This window comes from Pseudomonas sp. GCM10022186, assembly GCF_042656385.1.
Lineage (GTDB): Bacteria > Pseudomonadota > Gammaproteobacteria > Pseudomonadales > Pseudomonadaceae > Metapseudomonas.
This window is the reverse complement of record NZ_JBHSOU010000011.1, coordinates 1-17,210: the sequence shown is the minus strand read 5'-3', so window position 1 is coordinate 17,210 and position 17,210 is coordinate 1. Positions and strand designations below refer to the sequence as shown.

15 protein-coding genes are annotated in these 17,210 nt (G+C 65.3%); 14 read left to right on the top strand and 1 reads right to left on the bottom strand.

Going from position 1 to position 17,210, the window contains the following annotated elements; genetic code table 11:
- Window positions 1–166: 166 nt before the first annotated feature.
- The 6 genes from fadD2 to ACFPU0_RS08530 all read left to right on the top strand — a co-directional run bounded on the left by fadD2 (window position 167) and on the right by ACFPU0_RS08530 (window position 9,312).
- The gene (gene fadD2, locus ACFPU0_RS08555) at window positions 167–1,855 is read left to right on the top strand and encodes a long-chain-fatty-acid--CoA ligase FadD2 (protein ID WP_377692468.1); all 1,689 of its coding nucleotides are present in this window, start codon (window positions 167–169) and stop codon (window positions 1,853–1,855) included.
- A gap of 351 nt (window positions 1,856–2,206) precedes the next feature.
- The gene (fadD1, locus tag ACFPU0_RS08550; protein WP_377692467.1) at window positions 2,207–3,913 is read left to right on the top strand and encodes a long-chain-fatty-acid--CoA ligase FadD1; all 1,707 of its coding nucleotides are present in this window, start codon (window positions 2,207–2,209) and stop codon (window positions 3,911–3,913) included.
- A gap of 137 nt (window positions 3,914–4,050) precedes the next feature.
- Window positions 4,051–4,272 (top strand): addiction module protein, encoded by a 222-nt coding sequence (locus tag ACFPU0_RS08545; RefSeq protein WP_377692466.1) that lies wholly within the window; start codon window positions 4,051–4,053, stop codon window positions 4,270–4,272.
- On the top strand, window positions 4,269–4,571 hold the full coding sequence (locus ACFPU0_RS08540; RefSeq protein ID WP_377692465.1) for a type II toxin-antitoxin system RelE/ParE family toxin: 303 nt from the start codon (window positions 4,269–4,271) through the stop codon (window positions 4,569–4,571). The genes ACFPU0_RS08545 and ACFPU0_RS08540 overlap by 4 nt, the downstream gene beginning before the upstream one ends.
- A gap of 188 nt (window positions 4,572–4,759) precedes the next feature.
- The gene (gene hrpA, locus ACFPU0_RS08535; protein WP_377692464.1) at window positions 4,760–8,767 is read left to right on the top strand and encodes an ATP-dependent RNA helicase HrpA; all 4,008 of its coding nucleotides are present in this window, start codon (window positions 4,760–4,762) and stop codon (window positions 8,765–8,767) included.
- A 17-nt stretch (window positions 8,768–8,784) separates the two neighbouring features.
- Entirely contained in the window at window positions 8,785–9,312 is a 528-nt protein-coding gene (locus ACFPU0_RS08530) for a DUF3087 domain-containing protein (RefSeq protein ID WP_377692483.1), read from the top strand.
- A gap of 106 nt (window positions 9,313–9,418) precedes the next feature.
- Here the strand turns inward: ACFPU0_RS08530 and ACFPU0_RS08525 are convergent, their stop codons facing one another.
- Window positions 9,419–9,853: an HIT family protein gene (locus ACFPU0_RS08525; protein ID WP_377692462.1), complete on the bottom strand. Its 435-nt coding sequence runs from the start codon at window positions 9,851–9,853 to the stop codon at window positions 9,419–9,421.
- A gap of 426 nt (window positions 9,854–10,279) precedes the next feature.
- Between ACFPU0_RS08525 and ACFPU0_RS08520 the strand changes: the two genes are divergently transcribed.
- The 8 genes from ACFPU0_RS08520 (at window position 10,280) to ACFPU0_RS08485 (ending at window position 17,067) form a co-directional block, all read left to right on the top strand.
- Complete coding sequence (locus ACFPU0_RS08520) at window positions 10,280–11,401, top strand: beta-ketoacyl-ACP synthase III (RefSeq protein WP_377692461.1); 1,122 nt, start codon at window positions 10,280–10,282, stop codon at window positions 11,399–11,401.
- Window positions 11,401–12,012, top strand: coding sequence for an RNA polymerase sigma factor (locus ACFPU0_RS08515; RefSeq protein WP_377692460.1), 612 nt, complete (start codon window positions 11,401–11,403; stop codon window positions 12,010–12,012). Before ACFPU0_RS08520 ends, ACFPU0_RS08515 begins: the two co-directional genes overlap by 1 nt.
- Complete coding sequence (locus tag ACFPU0_RS08510) at window positions 12,006–12,239, top strand: zf-HC2 domain-containing protein (RefSeq protein ID WP_377692459.1); 234 nt, start codon at window positions 12,006–12,008, stop codon at window positions 12,237–12,239. Before ACFPU0_RS08515 ends, ACFPU0_RS08510 begins: the two co-directional genes overlap by 7 nt.
- Before the next feature lie 279 nt (window positions 12,240–12,518).
- Entirely contained in the window at window positions 12,519–13,853 is a 1,335-nt protein-coding gene (locus tag ACFPU0_RS08505) for an OprO/OprP family phosphate-selective porin (protein WP_377692458.1), read from the top strand.
- Window positions 13,854–14,046: 193 nt separating this feature from the next.
- A complete protein-coding gene (locus ACFPU0_RS08500; protein ID WP_377692457.1) occupies window positions 14,047–14,577 on the top strand; it encodes an SRPBCC family protein in 531 nt (176 codons plus the stop codon).
- A 282-nt stretch (window positions 14,578–14,859) separates the two neighbouring features.
- On the top strand, window positions 14,860–15,246 hold the full coding sequence (locus ACFPU0_RS08495; protein ID WP_377692456.1) for a YciI family protein: 387 nt from the start codon (window positions 14,860–14,862) through the stop codon (window positions 15,244–15,246).
- A 31-nt stretch (window positions 15,247–15,277) separates the two neighbouring features.
- Window positions 15,278–16,501 carry an RNA polymerase sigma factor gene (locus ACFPU0_RS08490; protein ID WP_377692482.1) on the top strand — a complete coding sequence of 408 codons (1,224 nt, stop codon included), beginning with the start codon at window positions 15,278–15,280 and terminating at the stop codon, window positions 16,499–16,501.
- Between the two features lie 122 nt (window positions 16,502–16,623).
- Window positions 16,624–17,067: a YybH family protein gene (locus tag ACFPU0_RS08485; RefSeq protein WP_377692455.1), complete on the top strand. Its 444-nt coding sequence runs from the start codon at window positions 16,624–16,626 to the stop codon at window positions 17,065–17,067.
- The last annotated feature ends 143 nt before the right edge of the window (window positions 17,068–17,210 follow it).

Here is a 17,210-nt window from a genome sequence, read left to right as displayed (position 1 = left end):
CGTCCGGTCGTGACCGGCCGGTTCCACGGAGTGCAACACTTGAGCGGCAAGATTCACGCCGTCAATGACGTGCCCCGGAGTATTTGCGCTACGCCGGGGAGCTGCTAAGTTCCGGGCAGCCCCGCAGTGCGGGCCAGACTATTTCAGGGCTTAGAGGATAAGAACAATGCAACCTGATTTCTGGAGCGACAAACGCCCGGCCGGCGTGCCCAACCAAATCGATCTGGCCGCCTACAAGTCGGTGATCGAGGTGTTCGAGCGGTCCTGCAAGAAATTCGCCGACCGTCCCGCCTTCAGCAACCTGGGCGTGACCCTGACCTATGCCGAGCTGGATCGCCTGTCCGCCGCCTTCGCCGCCTACCTGCAGAAGCACACCGATCTCGCGCCTGGCGACCGCATCGCCGTGCAGATGCCCAATGTCCTGCAATACCCCATCGCCGTGTTCGGCGCCCTGCGCGCCGGGCTCATCGTGGTCAACACCAACCCGCTCTACACCGCCCGCGAAATGCGTCACCAGTTCAAGGATGCCGGTGTTCGCGCGCTGGTCTACATCAACCTGTTCGGCAAGCTGGTGGAAGAGGTGCTGCCCGACACCCAGATCGAGTACCTGATCGAAGCCCGCATGGGGGACTTGCTGCCGAGCCTCAAGGGTTGGCTGGTGAACGGCCTGGTGAAGAAGGTGAAGAAGATGGTCCCCGACTTCCACCTGCCCCAGGCGGTGCCCTTCAAGGAGGCCTTGAAGCAGGGGCAGGGCCACACGCTGAAACCGGTTCGGGTGGGGCTGGAGGATATCGCCGTGCTGCAGTACACCGGCGGCACCACGGGGGTGGCCAAGGGCGCCATGCTGACCCACGGCAACCTGGTGGCCAACATGCAGCAGGTGGACGCCTGCCTGTCGCAGCTGGGGCCGGACGGCGCGCCGCTGATGAAGCAGGGCCAGGAAATCATGATCGCGCCGCTGCCGCTGTACCACATCTATGCCTTCACCGCGAACTGCATGTGCATGATGGTCAACGGCAACCACAATGTCCTCATCACCAACCCGCGGGACATCGGCGGCTTCATCAAGGAACTGAAGAAGTGGCGCTTCTCCGCTCTGCTGGGGTTGAACACCCTGTTCGTGGCGCTGATGGACCACCCCGAGTTCAAGCACCTCGACTTCTCCAACCTCAAGGTCACCAACTCCGGCGGCACCGCCCTGGTCAAGGCCACCGCCGAACGCTGGCAGTCCCTCACCGGCTGCTCGGTGGTGGAAGGCTACGGCCTGACCGAGACCTCCCCGGTGGCCAGCACCAACCCCTATGGCGCCCAGGCGCGCCTGGGCACCGTGGGCATCCCGGTGCCGGGCACGGCTTTCAAGACCATCGACGATGCGGGCAACGAGCTGCCCCTCGGTGAACGCGGCGAGTTGTGCATCAAGGGCCCGCAGGTGATGAAGGGCTACTGGCAACGCCCGGAAGCCACCGCCGAAGTGCTGGATGCCGAGGGCTGGCTGAGGACCGGCGATATCGCCGTGATCGACGCGGATGGCTACGTGCGCATCGTCGACCGCAAGAAGGACCTGATCATCGTCTCCGGCTTCAACGTCTACCCCAACGAAATCGAGGACGTGGTCATGGCCCATCCCAAGGTGGCCAATTGCGCGGCCATCGGCGTGCCAGACGACAAGTCCGGCGAGGCGGTGAAGCTCTTCGTGGTGCCGCGCGACGGCGGCGTCAGCGTCGAGGAGCTGAAGGCCTACTGCAAGGAAAACTTCACCGGCTACAAGGTGCCCAAGCACATCGTGCTGAAGGACGCCCTGCCGATGACACCGGTGGGCAAGATCCTCCGTCGCGAGCTGCGCGACATCGCCTGAGGTCGAGACCCACGGCCGGCAGCAGGGTGCGCCATGCGCACCTGGCGCAACTGCCGGCCGTCGTCCTTTTCCGGGCCGGAAGCGGTGCGCGCGGCGCACCCAGCGGCCTCAAACCCCCGTACGACGCCATTTGCCGGTGTGTTAGAGTTCAGACTCCAAATGTGACCGAGATAAAGGGTTATGGTCACTTTTGTGACCGACGAGGGCAGGTTTGGTGCTGGTGAGCCTCTGGCAAAGCTGCTACTCTCGGCGCGTTTTTTTGCCCGGACGGGCGCACAATCGCACAGAACACAACAAACAACTGCTCCTTCGAGGGCAGTGAAATCAGCTGTTGCTTAGGAGTGGGCCTCCATGACCGATAACTTCTGGAAGGACAAATATCCAGCGGGCGTTCCTGCCGAGATCGATGCCGATCAGTACCCCAACGTCCAGGCGGTATTGAAGCAGTCCTGCCAACGCTTTGCCGACAAGCCCGCATTCAGCAACCTGGGCAAGACCCTCACCTACGGTGAGCTCTACGAACTCTCCGGCGCCTTCGCCGCCTACCTGCAGAACCACACCGATCTTGCGCCCGGCGACCGCATCGCCGTGCAGCTGCCGAATATCCTGCAGTACCCGGTGGTGGTGTTCGGCGCCATGCGCGCCGGCCTGATCGTGGTCAACACCAACCCGCTGTACACCGCGCGGGAAATGGAGCACCAGTTCAACGATTCCGGCGCCAAGGCCCTGGTCTGCCTGGCCAACATGGCCCACCTGGCCGAGGACGTGCTGCCCAGGACCGGCGTCAGGCACGTCATCGTCACCGAAGTGGGCGACCTGCTGCCGACCTTCAAGCGCCTGCTGGTCAACGCCGTGATCAAGCACGTGAAGAAGATGGTGCCGCCCTTCAGCCTGCCCCAGGCGGTCAAGCTCAACGACGCCCTGGCCAAGGGGCGCGGCCGCGCCGTCCGCGATGTCAGCCCGCAGAGCGGCGACATCGCCGTGCTGCAGTACACCGGCGGCACTACCGGCGTGGCCAAGGGCGCGATGCTGACCCACCGCAACCTGATCGCCAACATGCTGCAGTGCAAGGCGCTGATGGGCGCCAACCTCAACGAAGGTTGCGAGATCCTCATCACCCCGCTGCCGCTCTATCACATCTACGCCTTCACCTTCCATTGCATGGCGATGATGCTGACCGGCAACCACAACATCCTCATCTCCAACCCGCGCGACCTGTCGGCCATGACCAAGGAGCTGGCGAAGTACAAGTTCACCGGCTTCGTCGGCCTCAACACCCTGTTCGTGGCCCTGTGCAACAACGAGGACTTCCGCAAGCTGGACTTCTCCGCGCTGAAGCTGACCCTGTCCGGTGGCATGGCGCTGCAGCTGGCCACCGCCGAGCGCTGGAAACAGGTCACCGGCTGCGCCATCAGCGAAGGCTACGGCATGACCGAGACCAGCCCGGTGGTATCGGTGAACCCCTTCCAGAGCATCCAGGTCGGCACCATCGGCATTCCCGTGCCGTCCACCCAGTGCAAGGTGGTGGACGAGGAGGGCAAGGACGTCGGCCTGGGCGCTCCGGGCGAGCTGTGCGTGAAGGGCCCGCAGGTGATGAAGGGCTACTGGCAGCGCCAGGAAGCCACCGACGAGATCCTCGATGCCGAAGGCTGGTTGCGTACCGGCGACATCGCGGTGATCCAGGACGACGGCTTCATGCGCATCGTCGACCGCAAGAAGGACATGATCCTGGTGTCCGGCTTCAACGTGTACCCGAACGAGCTGGAAGACGTGCTGGCCACCCTGCCGGGCGTGCTGCAGTGCGCTGCCATCGGCGTTCCGGACGAGAAATCCGGCGAGGCGATCAAGATGTTCGTGGTGGCCAAGCCCGGCGTCAGCCTGACCAAGGAGCAGGTGATGGAGCACATGCGCGGCAATGTCACCGGCTACAAGGTGCCGCGCGCCATCGAGTTCCGCGACGCCCTGCCGACCACCAACGTCGGCAAGATCCTGCGCCGCGAACTGCGCGACGAAGAGCTGAAGAAGCTCAAGGCGAAGCAGGAAAAGGCCAAGGCCTGATCCCGTTATGCTGCAGACGAGGCCCCGCAATCGCGGGGCCTCGTCGTTTCAGGGCAGCCCCAAGACTGGCGTCGGCGCTGGGCATGTTGTATAGCTGCAACGTCTTCTTCACCTCTTGCCTCGCCGGAGCCCACGTCATGAGCCAGTCCAGCCAGACCCTGTCCAAGGAGGCGCGACGCCTTTCCGCCAACGAGCGCCTGGAGCTGGTGGAGGATCTGCTGGACAGCCTGGATACACCTGACTCCGCCCTCGACGAGCAGTGGGCGCAGGAGGCCGAGGACCGGCTGGCGGCTTATCGGCGAGGTGAGCTCAAGGCCGTGCCACTGGCCGAGGTGCTGGGCAAGTACCTGAACAAATGAGCGTCAGGCTGCTCCAGGCGGCTGAGATCGAGTTGGCCGAGGCGGTCGCCTGGTACGAGGGCCAAGCGACCGGATTGGGCGATGCCTTCCTGATTGAGTTGGTTCGGGTCTTCCGCCTCATCGAGCGCCATCCCACTGCCTGGCACCCACTCAGCCGCAACACCCGTCGCTGTCGCCTGGCGCGCTTCCCCTACGGCGTCATCTATGCCCAGGACGGCGACGATCTGCTCGTGATCGCCATCTCCCACTTGCATCGGGCGCCCGGCTACTGGCGCGATCGTATCGCCAGCCCTTCGTAGGTCCTGAGTGGGCGGTGGCGTTCCGCCGAGGCACGAAACCCATGCGGGCCATGGTTGATGGGTTTCGCAAGCTCGCGGAACGCCGCCCGCCCCATCCGAACCTACGAACGACAGGCCCGCGCCCTCGCCCGGGGAAATCTGCGACAATCCCGCCCTTGCCGAAATTGACAGCAGAACCAGCGGACCCGATGAGCGAGCAATCCCCCAGCCCCGAACAACTCCTGAAACGCCTCGACCAGGCCATGGGCGCCGATCGCCATCGCCTGCGTCGGCAGCTCCACGAGCTGCGCAAGCAGCCGGACGACGCCAAGCTGGCGCAGTGGGCCGAGCGCTTCCAGGCCTCGGTGGCGCGGGTGGAGGCGCGGCGCGCCAGCGTGCCGCGGATGCGCTATGACGACGCCCTGCCCATCGCCGCCAAGCGCGACGAGATCAAGGCGGCGCTGGAGAAGCACCAGGTGCTGGTGATCGCCGGCGAGACCGGCTCGGGCAAGACCACCCAGCTGCCGAAGATCTGCCTGGAGATCGGCTGCGGCACCCATGGCCTGATCGGCCACACCCAGCCGCGCCGGCTGGCGGCGCGCAGCGTGGCGACCCGGGTGGCGGAAGAGATCGGCAGCCCGCTGGGCGAACTGGTGGGCTACCAGGTGCGCTTCGAGGACCAGTCCAACGAGCGCAGCCTGATCAAGCTGATGACCGACGGCATCCTGCTGGCCGAAACCCAGCACGATCGCTTCCTCGAACGCTACGACACCATCATCGTCGACGAGGCCCACGAGCGCAGCCTGAACATCGACTTCCTGCTCGGCTACCTGAAGACCCTGCTGCCGCGCCGCCCCGACCTCAAGCTGATCATCACCTCGGCCACCATCGACCTGGAGCGCTTCTCGAAGCACTTTGCCGATGCGCCCATCATCGAAGTCTCCGGCCGCACCTACCCGGTGGACACCTGGTACCGGCCGCTCGCCGCCGAGGTGGACGAGGACGGCGAAGCGCTGTTCGACGACCTCTCCGTCGACCAGGGCATCCTCCGCGCCCTGGACGAGATCGCCGCCTTCGAGCGTGACGAGGGTAAGCGCCCCGGCGACGTGCTGGTGTTCCTCCCCGGCGAGCGGGAAATCCGCGACTGCGCCGAGGTGCTGCGCAAGGCCAACCTGCGGCACACCGAGGTATTGCCTCTTTATGCACGCCTGACCCCGGCCGAGCAGCAGAAGATCTTCGCGCCCATGCCGGGTCGCAAGATAGTGCTGGCCACCAACGTCGCGGAAACCTCGCTCACTGTGCCCGGCATCCGCTACGTGATCGACAGTGGCACCGCGCGCATCAGCCGCTACAGCTACCGCGCCAAGGTCCAGCGCCTGCCGGTGGAAGCCGTGTCCCAGGCCAGCGCCAACCAGCGCAAGGGCCGTTGCGGCCGGGTCGAGCCGGGCATCTGCGTGCGCCTCTACAGCGAGGAGGATTTCCTCTCACGGCCGGCCTTCACCGACCCGGAGATCCTGCGCACCAACCTGGCGGCGGTGATCCTGCAGATGCTCCATCTGCGCCTGGGCGACATCGAGGCGTTCCCCTTCATCGAGCCGCCGGACGGCAAGGCGATCAAGGACGGCTTCACCCTGCTGCAGGAACTTTCGGCGGTGAACCGCGAGAGTCAGCTCACCCCCATCGGCCGCCAGCTGGCGCGCCTGCCCATCGACCCGCGCCTGGGGCGCATGGTGCTGGAAGGCGCCCGCCAGGGCAGCCTGGACGAGGTGCTGGTGGTCGCCGCCGCGCTGTCCGTGCAGGACCCGCGCGAACGCCCCATCGAGCGCCAGCAGGCCGCTGACCAGGCCCACGCGCAGTGGAAGGACGTCGACTCCGACTTCGCCGCGCTGATCAACCTCTGGCGCGGCTTCGAGGAGCAGCGCCAGGCCCTGGGCTCCAACGCCCTGCGCAACTGGTGCCGGAAGAACTTCCTCAACTACCTGCGCCTGCGCGAATGGCGCGACGCCCACCGCCAGCTGGTGCTGATCTGCCGCGAGCTGAAACTCTTTCCCGAATCCGGAAAGAAAAACCGCGCCGAACCGTCCGTAGGATGGGTGGAGCGGAGCGATACCCATGCTGCCCGGAGCGATATCGCCAAGGCCGAGCAACAACAACGCAGCATCGACTACGCCAAGGTGCACAAGGCGATCCTCTGCGGCCTGCTCAGCCAGATCGGCCAGAAGACCGAGGAGGGCGACTACCTCGGCGCACGCCAGCGACGTTTCTGGATTCACCCCGGCACCGCCATCGCCAGGAAGCGCCCGCAATGGATCATGGCTGCCGAGCTGGTGGAAACCACCAAGCTGTTCGCGCGCATGGTGGCGAAGATCGAGCCGGACTGGCTGGAGCCCCTGGCCGCCCACCTGGTGAAGAAAAACCACCTGGAACCCCACTGGGAGAAACGCCGTGGCCAGGTGGTGGCCTTCGAGCAGGTCACCCTCTACGGCCTGATCATCGTCGGCCGTCGCGCCGTCCACTACGGCCCGATCGACCCGGAAGTCTCACGCGAGCTGTTCATCCGCGAGGGCCTGGTGCGGGGCGAGATCCACAGCAAGGCGAAATGCCTGGCCGCCAACCGCCAGTTGCTGGAGAAGCTCGACGAGCTGGAAGCCAAGGCGCGCCGCCGCGACATCCTGGCCGACGAGGAAACCCTCTTCGCTTATTACGCCGCGCGCCTGCCGGCGGACATCTGCCAGACCGCCAGCTTCGAGAAGTGGTACGAGCGCGAACGGGCGAAGAACCCCGACCTGCTGATCATGCGCGAGGAGGACGTGCTGGCCCGCGAAGCCAGCGAAGTCACCGCCGCGCAGTACCCGGACAAGCTGCGCCTGGGCGAGCTGGAGCTGCCGCTGTCCTACCACTTCGAACCCGGCCATCCCCGCGACGGCGTGTCCCTGCGGGTGCCGGCGCCGCTGTTGCCGCAACTGCCGCCGGAGCGCCTGGAGTGGCTGGTGCCCGGCCTGCTGGAGGCCAAGTGCGTGGCGCTGGTGCGCAACCTGCCCAAGGCGATGCGCAAGAACTTCGTGCCGGTGCCGGACTTCGTGAAAGCTGCCCTGGACAAGATCACCTTCGCCCAGGGTTCCCTGCCCGAATCCCTGGGCCGCGAACTGCAACGCATGACCGGCGCCCGCGTGCCGGAGGAAGCCTGGAGCGAGGCCGCTGCCCAGCTCGAAGGCCACCTGAAGATGAACCTGGAAGTGGTGGACGCCCGCGGCAAGTTCCTCGGCGAAGGCCGTGACCTGGCCGAGATCACCGCGCGCTTCGCCGAGGCCAGCCAGGCGGCCCTGGCCATTCCCCAGGCGCAGAAGGAGCAGAAACCGGTGCAGGCCTCGGGCTTCGCCCAGGTGGCCGAGAAAACCCAGCAGAAGGTCGCCGGGCTGTCCATGACCGTCTACCCGGCGCTGGTAGAGGAGGGCGGTGTGGTCAAGGAAAGCCGCTTCCCGACCCAGGCCGAAGCCGACTGGCAACACCGCCGCGCGCTGCAGCGCCTGCTGCTGCAACAGTTGGCGGAAACCGCCAGGTTCCTCCGCAACAAACTGCCCGGCCTGACCGAGCTGGGGCTGCTCTACCGTGACCTGGGCCGCGTCGACGCCCTGGTGGAGGACATCCTCCTGGCCAGCGTGGACAGCTGCATCCTCGACGGCGAGACCAGCCTGCCGCGCGACGGCGCCGCCCTGGCGTCCCTCGCCGAGAAAAAGCGCGGCGCCTGGACCGAGCACGCCGAGCGGCTGGCGCGGCTGACCCTGGAGATCCTCAAGCTCTGGCACGCCCTGCAGAAGCGCTTCAAGGGGCGTATCGACCTGGCCCAGGCGGTGGCGTTGAACGACATCAAGGCGCAGCTGGGCAACCTGGTCTATCCGGGCTTCGTCCGCGAAACCCCGGCCGAGTGGCTCAAGGAATTGCCGCGCTATCTCAAGGCCATCGAACAGCGTTTCGACAAGATCGCCGCCCAGCTGCAGCGCGATCGCGTCTGGTCCGGCGAGCTGGCCGGCTACTGGGAGCAGTACCAGGCGCGCCTGGCCAAGCATGCCCAGGAAGGCAAGCGCGATCCCGAGCTGGTGCTCTACCGCTGGATGCTGGAGGAGTACCGCGTCTCGCTGTTCGCCCAGCAACTGGGAACGCGCATGCCCGTCTCGGACAAGCGCCTGAACAAGCAATGGAGCCAGGTCGAGGCCTGATCGAAGTCATGAATCCGATGTTCGAAATCCGCCCCATGAGCCCCGAGCTCTACCGTAAGCAGACCCGGCGCATCACCCTGGTGGTCGCCGGCCTGTTCATCGTCCTGGCGCTGCTGCTCTCCACCTTCTGCGTCCAGCTGTTCGGCACGCCCGGTGGCGACAACTTCCGCTGGAACCTGGCCGGCGTGTTGCTGGGGCTGGCGCTGACCGTTGCCGTGGTCCGCCTGCAGTTCTGGCCGCGCCCCTGGATGGCGCCGGCGATCTATGGCTGGCAGCTCAAGCGCAGCCTGATGCGCATCGGCAACATCATGCACAAGGTCAAGGCGGGCGTCGCCGTGGGCGACCCCACGGCCATGAAGCTGCTGCGCTTCTACCACCTGGCCCTGACCCAGATGTACCAGCTCGATGGCAACCTCTCCGACCTCAGCCAGCAGGTGCGCGAGATCGACCAGCACCGCGAGGCCATGGAAGCCCAGGGCCTGGACCCGGAGCAGAACCGCCTGGACCCGGCCTGGCTGGACACAGTGAAGGGATTCGGCAAGTAGCGGCGGGTGGACCGCGATGGTGGATAGAAAAGCGCTAACCACGACAGCGCTTGGGTCCGTGTAGGGTGGAAATCCCCCAAGGGATTTCCACCAGTTCGTGGCCCGACTATCCGAGGTGCTTCAGCAGACGCGCCTGCAGGGCTTCCAGGTCCTGCGGGTCGGCTTTCTTGCTGGCGTGGATGCCCAGCGACTCGCCCTCGAATCGGGGGACGATGTGCATATGGATATGGAAGACCGTCTGGCCCGCCGGAGCACCATTGAACTGCGCCACCTGCACGCCTGCCGGTTCGAGTTCCTTCACCAGCACATGGGTCAGTCGTTGCACCACGGCCATCACCTTGGCCAGGGCGTCGGCCTCGATTTCCAGGATGTTGCGCGCGGCGGAGCGCTTGGGAATCACCAGGGTGTGGCCGAAGGACTGCGGAAAGATGTCCAGGAAGGCGAGCACGTCGTCGTCTTCGTAGAGTTTGTAGCAGGGGGCCTCGCCGCGAATGATCTGGGCGAAGACGTTCTGCGGATCATAGGTGCCGTGCAGGCTCATCGAGCATTCTCCGATTGGCGGGTAGTAGCCGCGCACCATACCGTCCGTCGACAGCGGATTGAAGCCCGAACAGGCCGAAATGCACGGAATCGGCATGATGGTCCGCCTTTGGGACGGGAGCCGGGGTGAGGCGAGGAAAATGGATGGGTAGTCCAACATTGACTGTTTATCCACTCGATTTTGCCGTAATTCTGCGCAAAGTCCCCGTCGCCACGGGCCATTTCTGGAGTTAACCTTCGCATCGACCTGCGGCGATCTCGTGCCCTTTCCCTGGCTGGAACGGGCAACGGGAACAGATGCCAGGATGAATCGCTTGTCTCGCCCCCGTGGCGGGGCAACCCCATCTCGCGGTCGGCCCGATGGGGCCGGCAGCTGAATGCCTAACCGGCTGCCTCCCGGGGCAGCCCAGTATCGAGAGGATCGACCGTGCACAATGTCGTGATCAGTGGCACCGGCCTGTATACCCCGCCCAACAGCATCTCCAACGAGGAGCTGGTGGCGTCCTTCAATGCCTACGTACAGGCTTTCAACGCGGAGAACGCCGCCGCCATCGAGCGTGGCGAGATCGAAGCCCTGGCCGAATCCAGCGTGGCCTTCATCGAGAAGGCGTCCGGCATCAAGAGCCGTTTCGTGGTGGACAAGGAGGGCATCCTCGATCCCCAGCGCATGGTGCCGCGCATCCCCGAGCGCTCCAACGACGAGTGGGGCATCCTCTGCGAGATGGCCGTCGCCGCCGCGAAGCAGGCCCTGGAGCGCGCCGGCAGGACCCCGGCCGATATCGACGGCGTGATAGTCGCCTGCTCCAACCTGCAGCGCGCCTACCCGGCGGTGGCCATCGAAGTGCAGGCCGCCCTGGGCATCGAGGGCTTCGGCTACGACATGAACGTCGCCTGCTCCTCGGCCACCTTCGGCATCCAGGCCGCGACCAACGCCGTGAAGGCCGGCGAGGCCCGCGCGGTGCTGATGGTCAACCCGGAGATCTGCACCGGCCATCTGAACTTCCGCGACCGCGACAGCCACTTCATCTTCGGTGACGCGGCCACCGCAGTGATCATAGAGCGCGCCGACCAGGCCACCTCCAGGCACCAGTTCGAGGTCGTGGGCACCAAACTGCTGACCCAGTTCTCCAACAACATCCGCAACAACTTCGGCTTCCTCAATCGCGCGGCGGAAGAGGGCGTCGGCGCCCGCGACAAACTGTTCGTCCAGGAAGGCCGCAAGGTGTTCAAGGACGTCTGCCCGATGGTCGCCGAGCTGATCGCCGCCCACCTGAACGAAAACAAGCTCAACGTCGCCGACGTGAAGCGCTTCTGGCTGCACCAGGCCAACCTCAACATGAACCTGCTGATCGCCCGCAAGCTGCTGGGCCGTGACGCCGAGCCGCAGGAGGCGCCGGTGATCCTCGACACCTACGCCAACACCAGCTCCGCCGGTTCGGTAATCGCCTTCCACAAGCACCAGGACGACCTGCCCAGCGGTGCCGTCGGCGTGCTCAGCTCCTTCGGCGCTGGTTACTCCATCGGCAGCGTGATCCTGCGCAAGCGCTGATGAGCCTCCCGGCCGACGCGGACCTCCTGCCCCGGCTGCTGGCCGGGGAGCAGGCGGCCTATCGCGAGCTGATCGGCGCCTACCAGGGCGCCATGCGCGCGGTGGCTTACGCCATCGCGGGCCAGCGCCACGCCGATGAAGTGGTGCAGGACGCCTGGTTGGCGGTGGTGCGCAACCTCGACGGTTTCCAGCAGCGCTCCAGCCTCAAGACCTGGCTGCTGACCATAGTCGCCAACACTGCCCGCAGCCGCCTCAAGCAGAGCCGCCGCGAGGTGCTGCTCGATGACCTGCCGGCCCCCCACGGCAGTATCGAAGAGTCCCGTTTTGCCGAGGACGGGCACTGGGCCGCCATCGTTCCCGCCTGGCACCAGGACTCGCCCGAGGCCCTGCTCGCCGAGGATGAACTGCGCCAATGCCTGGAAAAGACCCTGCTGAGCCTCTCGGAGATGCAGCGCAGCGTGGTGCTGCTGCGCGAGCGCCAGGGACTGGAACTGGAGGAGATCTGTAATTTACTGGAGGTCTCGCTCTCCAATGTCCGGGTGCTGTTGCACCGGGGAAGATTGAAGCTGTTCGCCACGCTGGAGCATTTCGAGGAGACAGGCCAATGCTGAGCTGCAAGGAGCTGGTTGCCCGTTCCAGTGGCCTTCTCGACGGTGAATTGAGCTTCCGCGAGCGCATGGCCATGCGCCGCCACCTGATGCTCTGCCGCAACTGCCGGCGCTTCATCAAGCAGATGAAGCTGACCCAGGCCGTGGTCCGTCTCCTGCCCGAGAGCCAGGAGGGCGAGCTGGACGACCTGGCGGCGCACCTGGCGCAGCAACGCCGGGACCTCCTCTAGCCAGCGACTCGAGTATCGCGTAGTCGCGAATCGGGGTTTTCGCAACCCGCTTTTTTCACGCCTCATCCTTGCGCCGGAATCGCTGAAAAACGCTGAAAGCCCCGTTCCAGAGCGGCTCATTGCTTATAAGAAATCGAAGTAAAAAAGTTCCGTTGTCACAAAATATTTATATAGGAGCAACCGGCCTGAAATAACCCGCCGCCAAGATTCCCCACCAGCACCGACGAGCCCTCCGCTCGAGTGTTTTCTAACGCTAAAGACCAATAGGGGAATTCTTCGATGATCCGTAAGCACTTCGCCGGTTTTGCCGCCAGCGCCATGGCCCTGGCCATTTCCGCCCAGGCTTTCGCAGGTACCGTTACCACTGACGGCGCCGACATCGTCATCAAGACCAAAGGCGGCCTTGAAGTTGGCACTACCGACAAGGCCTTCAGCTTCAAGCTGGGTGGCCGCCTGCAGGCTGACTACAGCCGTTTCGACGGTTTCTACACCGTCAACGGCGACACCGCTGACGCCGGCTACTTCCGCCGCGCCTTCCTGGAAATCGGTGGTATCGCCTTCACCGACTGGGCATACCAGGTCAACTACGACTTCTCCCACAACGCCGGTGGCGACAACCGCGGCGGCAGCAACGGCGACTCCAACGGTGACGGTTACTTCGACGAAGCGTCCATCTCCTACATCGGTTTCCAGCCGGTTGTGATCAAGATGGGCCGTTTCGACCCCGACTTCGGCCTGGAAAAGGCCACCAGCTCCAAGTGGGTGACCGCCCAGGAGCGTACCGCCGCCTATGACCTTGCCGACTATGTCAACTCCCACAACGGTGGCATGGGCGTCCAGGTGTCCGGCAACTTCGGCGCATCCCTCTACGGCTCGGCCGGCATCATGGCCAACGACGCCACCAACCAGGACGAGGACGGCGACAGCGTCAAGCAGTACAACCTGCGTGGTGTCTTCGCTCCCATGCACGAAGCCGGCAACGTCCTGCACCTCGGCGTCAACTACGCCGCGCGTGACCTGCAGGACACCGCCTTCGACGGCCGTATCCGCAGCCGCCTGGGCATGCGTGGCGTGAGCACCGACGGTGGCCAGGACGCCGGCAACAACGGCAACCGCCTGGTCCTGGCCGGTGCCAACAACACCCCGGTCGGCGCGTTCGACAACGACAGCACCTGGGGCCTGGAAGCCGCCTTCGCCGCCGGTCCGTTCTCCATCCAGAGCGAATACCTGAAGCGCGAAGTGGAAGCCAAGGCTGCCAACCGCGAAGACATCGAGGCCGATGGCTACTACGTCCAGCTGGCCTACACCCTGACCGGCGAAGCCCGTGACTACAAGCTCGGCAAGTTCGACAAGATCAAGCCGGCCAACAAGGGCCTCGGTGCCTGGGAAGTGTTCTACCGCTACGACGACATCAGCGCCGAAGACGACAACGGCGCCTTCGCCAACATCGATGACGTCGAAGCCAAGGTGCACAACGTCGGTGTGAACTGGTACGCCAACGAAGCGGTCAAGATCGGCGGTTACTACGTCAAGACCAAGGTCGACAACGCCACCAACGCCGTTGGCGACGACGATGGCGACGGCTTTGTCGTCCGCGCCCAGTACGTGTTCTAAGCACGCGACCTCGTTGTTCCTTTGATTTGAGCCCCGCCATCCGGCGGGGCTTTTTTGTGCGTCCGGCTCAGAGGCTCAAGCAGGATGGGCGGCACATTCGTCTGCCGGGCAGCGCGTCGCAGAGCGGCTAACCTTGTTCAGGCTGTACTGCCGAAGTGCCAGTCCACCCGCCTGCAAGCCCCTGGAGGGCGCCATGTTCAAAGCCATACTCGCCATCATCGTCATCGCGATACTCGGCGTGCTGGGGTACGCCGCGATCAGCCCCGACCATTTCCGCATCGAACGCTCGACCACCATCGCGGCGCCACCGGAAAAGGTTTTCCCGTTGATCAACGACCTGAGCAAATGGACGGCATGGTCGCCGTGGGAAAAGCTCGACCCGGCGCTGAAACGCAGTTACAGCGGCCCCAAGGAAGGGGTCGGTGCGGCCTACTCATGGAAGGGCAACAACGAAGTGGGCACCGGGCGGATGCAGATCACCCAGAGCGAGCCGGTTTCGCGGGTGGAGATCAAGCTGGACTTCGAACTGCCCTTCGAAGCCCACAACACGGCCGAATTCACCCTGCAGCCGCATAACGGCAATGGCACCCAGGTCACCTGGGCGATGTACGGTCCTTCGCCTTATACCCACCGGCTGATGCAGGTGTTCTTCAACATGGATGACATGGTCGGCGGCAAGTTCGACCAGGGCCTGATCAACCTCAAGGCCGCTGCCGAGAAATAGCCCGCAGACCGCCCGGCCCCTCGTCGGGCCGGGTGGGGCCGAAGGGCTATCCTTCAACCCTCGACCGAACCCTTGTAGGGGCGAATTCATTCGCCAAGGGGCGCGAAGCGGCCCCAACCGATCTACGAGGGCAGACCTGCGGTCTGCTTGGCGAATGAATTCGCCCCTACAACAGTGGTCAGCTTTCAAGAAGAACGGAATTTTCCTGCGGCCCTGTCGATTCCCGGCGCCGCCGAACGACCAATGGGTGTCAGTAGCCCGCAGCCACCCGAGGAACCCGCCATGAAATACCTGTGCCTGATCTATATCGAGGAAGCCAAACTCGCCAGCCTGACCGATGCCGACTACCAGGCCATCGCCGGCGAATGCCTGGACTACACCGAGCAGCTCACCGCCAGCGGTCACTACCTGGCGTCCAATGCCCTGGAGTCGGTGCGCACCGCCACTACCCTGCGCATGCAGGGCGGGCGCGTCTCCATGACCGACGGCCCCTTCGCGGAGACCAAGGAGCAGCTCGGCGGCTTCTACCTGATCGAGGCCCGCGACCTCAACGAAGCCATCCAGATCGCTTCGAAGATTCCGCCGGGACGCCTGGGCTGCATCGAGGTGCGCCCGGTCCGCGAACCCGAGGTACGGCCGAGCATCCAACCCCTCGGAGCGGCCTCCTGACCGGGCGCAAGCGCTGATGGATGAGGTCGAACTGCACCAGCGGGTCGAGGCGATCTATCGCAGCGACTCGCGGCGGGTGCTCGCCACCCTGATCCGCCTGCTGGGGGATTTCGACCTGGCCGAGGAAGCCCTGCACGACGCTTTCAGCGCCGCCGTGCAGCAGTGGCCGCGGGATGGCGTTCCGGCCAACCCGCGGGCCTGGCTGGTGTCGGCGGGGCGCTTCAAGGCCATCGACAGCCTGCGCCGCCGCGCCCGCTTCGACGCTTCCAAGTGCCATCTGGTGGCGGACCTGGAAGAGGCTGCCAGCGCCTTCGAGGAGGGCGAGGATGTGGAGGACGACCGTCTGCGGCTGATCTTCACCTGCTGCCACCCGGCGCTGACCGCCGACGCCCAGGTGCCCCTGACCCTGCGCGAGGTCTGCGACCTCACGACCGAGGAAATAGCCCGCGCCTTTCTCTGCAGCCCGTCCACCATCGCCCAGCGCATCGTCCGCGCCAAGGCGAAGATCCGCGATGCACGCATCCCCTACCAGGTGCCGGCCCTTGCCGAGCTGCCGGAGCGGCTGGACAACGTCCTGCGGGTCATCTACCTGGTATTCAACGAGGGCTACTCCGCCTCCTCCGGCGATTCCCTGACCCGCACCGACCTTTCCGCCGAGGCCATCCGCCTCGCCCGCCTGCTCTTCGAACTCCTGCCGGACCCGGAAGTCATGGGCCTGCTGGCGCTGATGCTGCTGCACGATTCGCGCCGTGCCGCCCGCGCCAGCGCCGATGGCGAGCTGATCCTGCTGGACGACCAGGACCGCTCCCTCTGGGATCGTACGCAGATCGCCGAAGGCCTCGCCCTGGTGAGCCAGGCCCTGGCCAGCCGGCGTGTCGGCGTCTACCTGCTGCAGGCCGCCATTGCCGCCGTGCATGCCCAGGCGCCGGATTCGGCGCGTACCGACTGGGGACAGATCGTCGGCCTCTATGACGTGCTGCAGCGTTTGCTGCAGTCGCCGGGGGTGGCCCTCAACCGCGCCGTGGCCATCGCCATGCGCGACGGACCCGAAGCGGGATTGCTGGAAGTGGAAGCCTTGCTGGAGACCGGTGAGTTGGCCGACTACCACCTGGCCCATGCCGCCCGCGCCGACCTGTGCCGCCGCCTCGGGCGCAAGGAGGAGGCACGGGCGGCCTATCGCAGCGCCCTGGCGCTGGTGCGCCAGGAGCCCGAACGACGCTTCATCGAGAAACGCCTGAACGAACTGGAGACCTGACACCGCCGCTCGTCGTTCGCGGCAAGGGCGATGTCGAAACCGGACCCCCGTCCACGACCAGGGATGAACCCCACCGGCCCCGCGCCGGCGGAACCCCTTCCCGGAAACCAAGGAGATGCACCATGAGCAGCGAAACCCTCAAGGCCACCGCCGAACTGGAAGTGCACGAAGTCTTCAACCAGTGGCTCAAGGCCGCCCGCGCCAAGGACGTGGACAGCATCCTCGCCTGCTATGCCGACGACGTGATCGCCTACGACGCCATCCTCAAGCTGCAGTTCAAGGGGCTCCAGGAGTACGGCCCGCACTGGCGCTACTGCATGGAAATGTGCGGCGGCGACGGCATCTTCGAGCCGGCCGAGCCGAGCATCCACGCTGATGCCAACCTGGCCTTCCTCCACTGTCTCGTGCGCTGCGGCGGCGAGCAGGATGGCGAGGTGAAGACCAGCTGGATGCGCGGCACCCAGTGCTATGTCAGGCGCGGCGGGCAGTGGAAGATCATCCACGAGCACTTCTCCGCGCCGTTCGATATGGAAAGCGGCAACGCCCTGTTCGACCTGCAGCCCTGAACGCTCCTTTCCTTCCGGGAGCAGGGTAGGGTGCGCCATGTGTTCAGCCGGGATACATGGGTAACGCCTGTCGGGGGACATGGGTAACGGGTGGATGGTCATGTTGTCCGCTGCCTCAGGTCGACCTGGCGGATGGTTCGGTG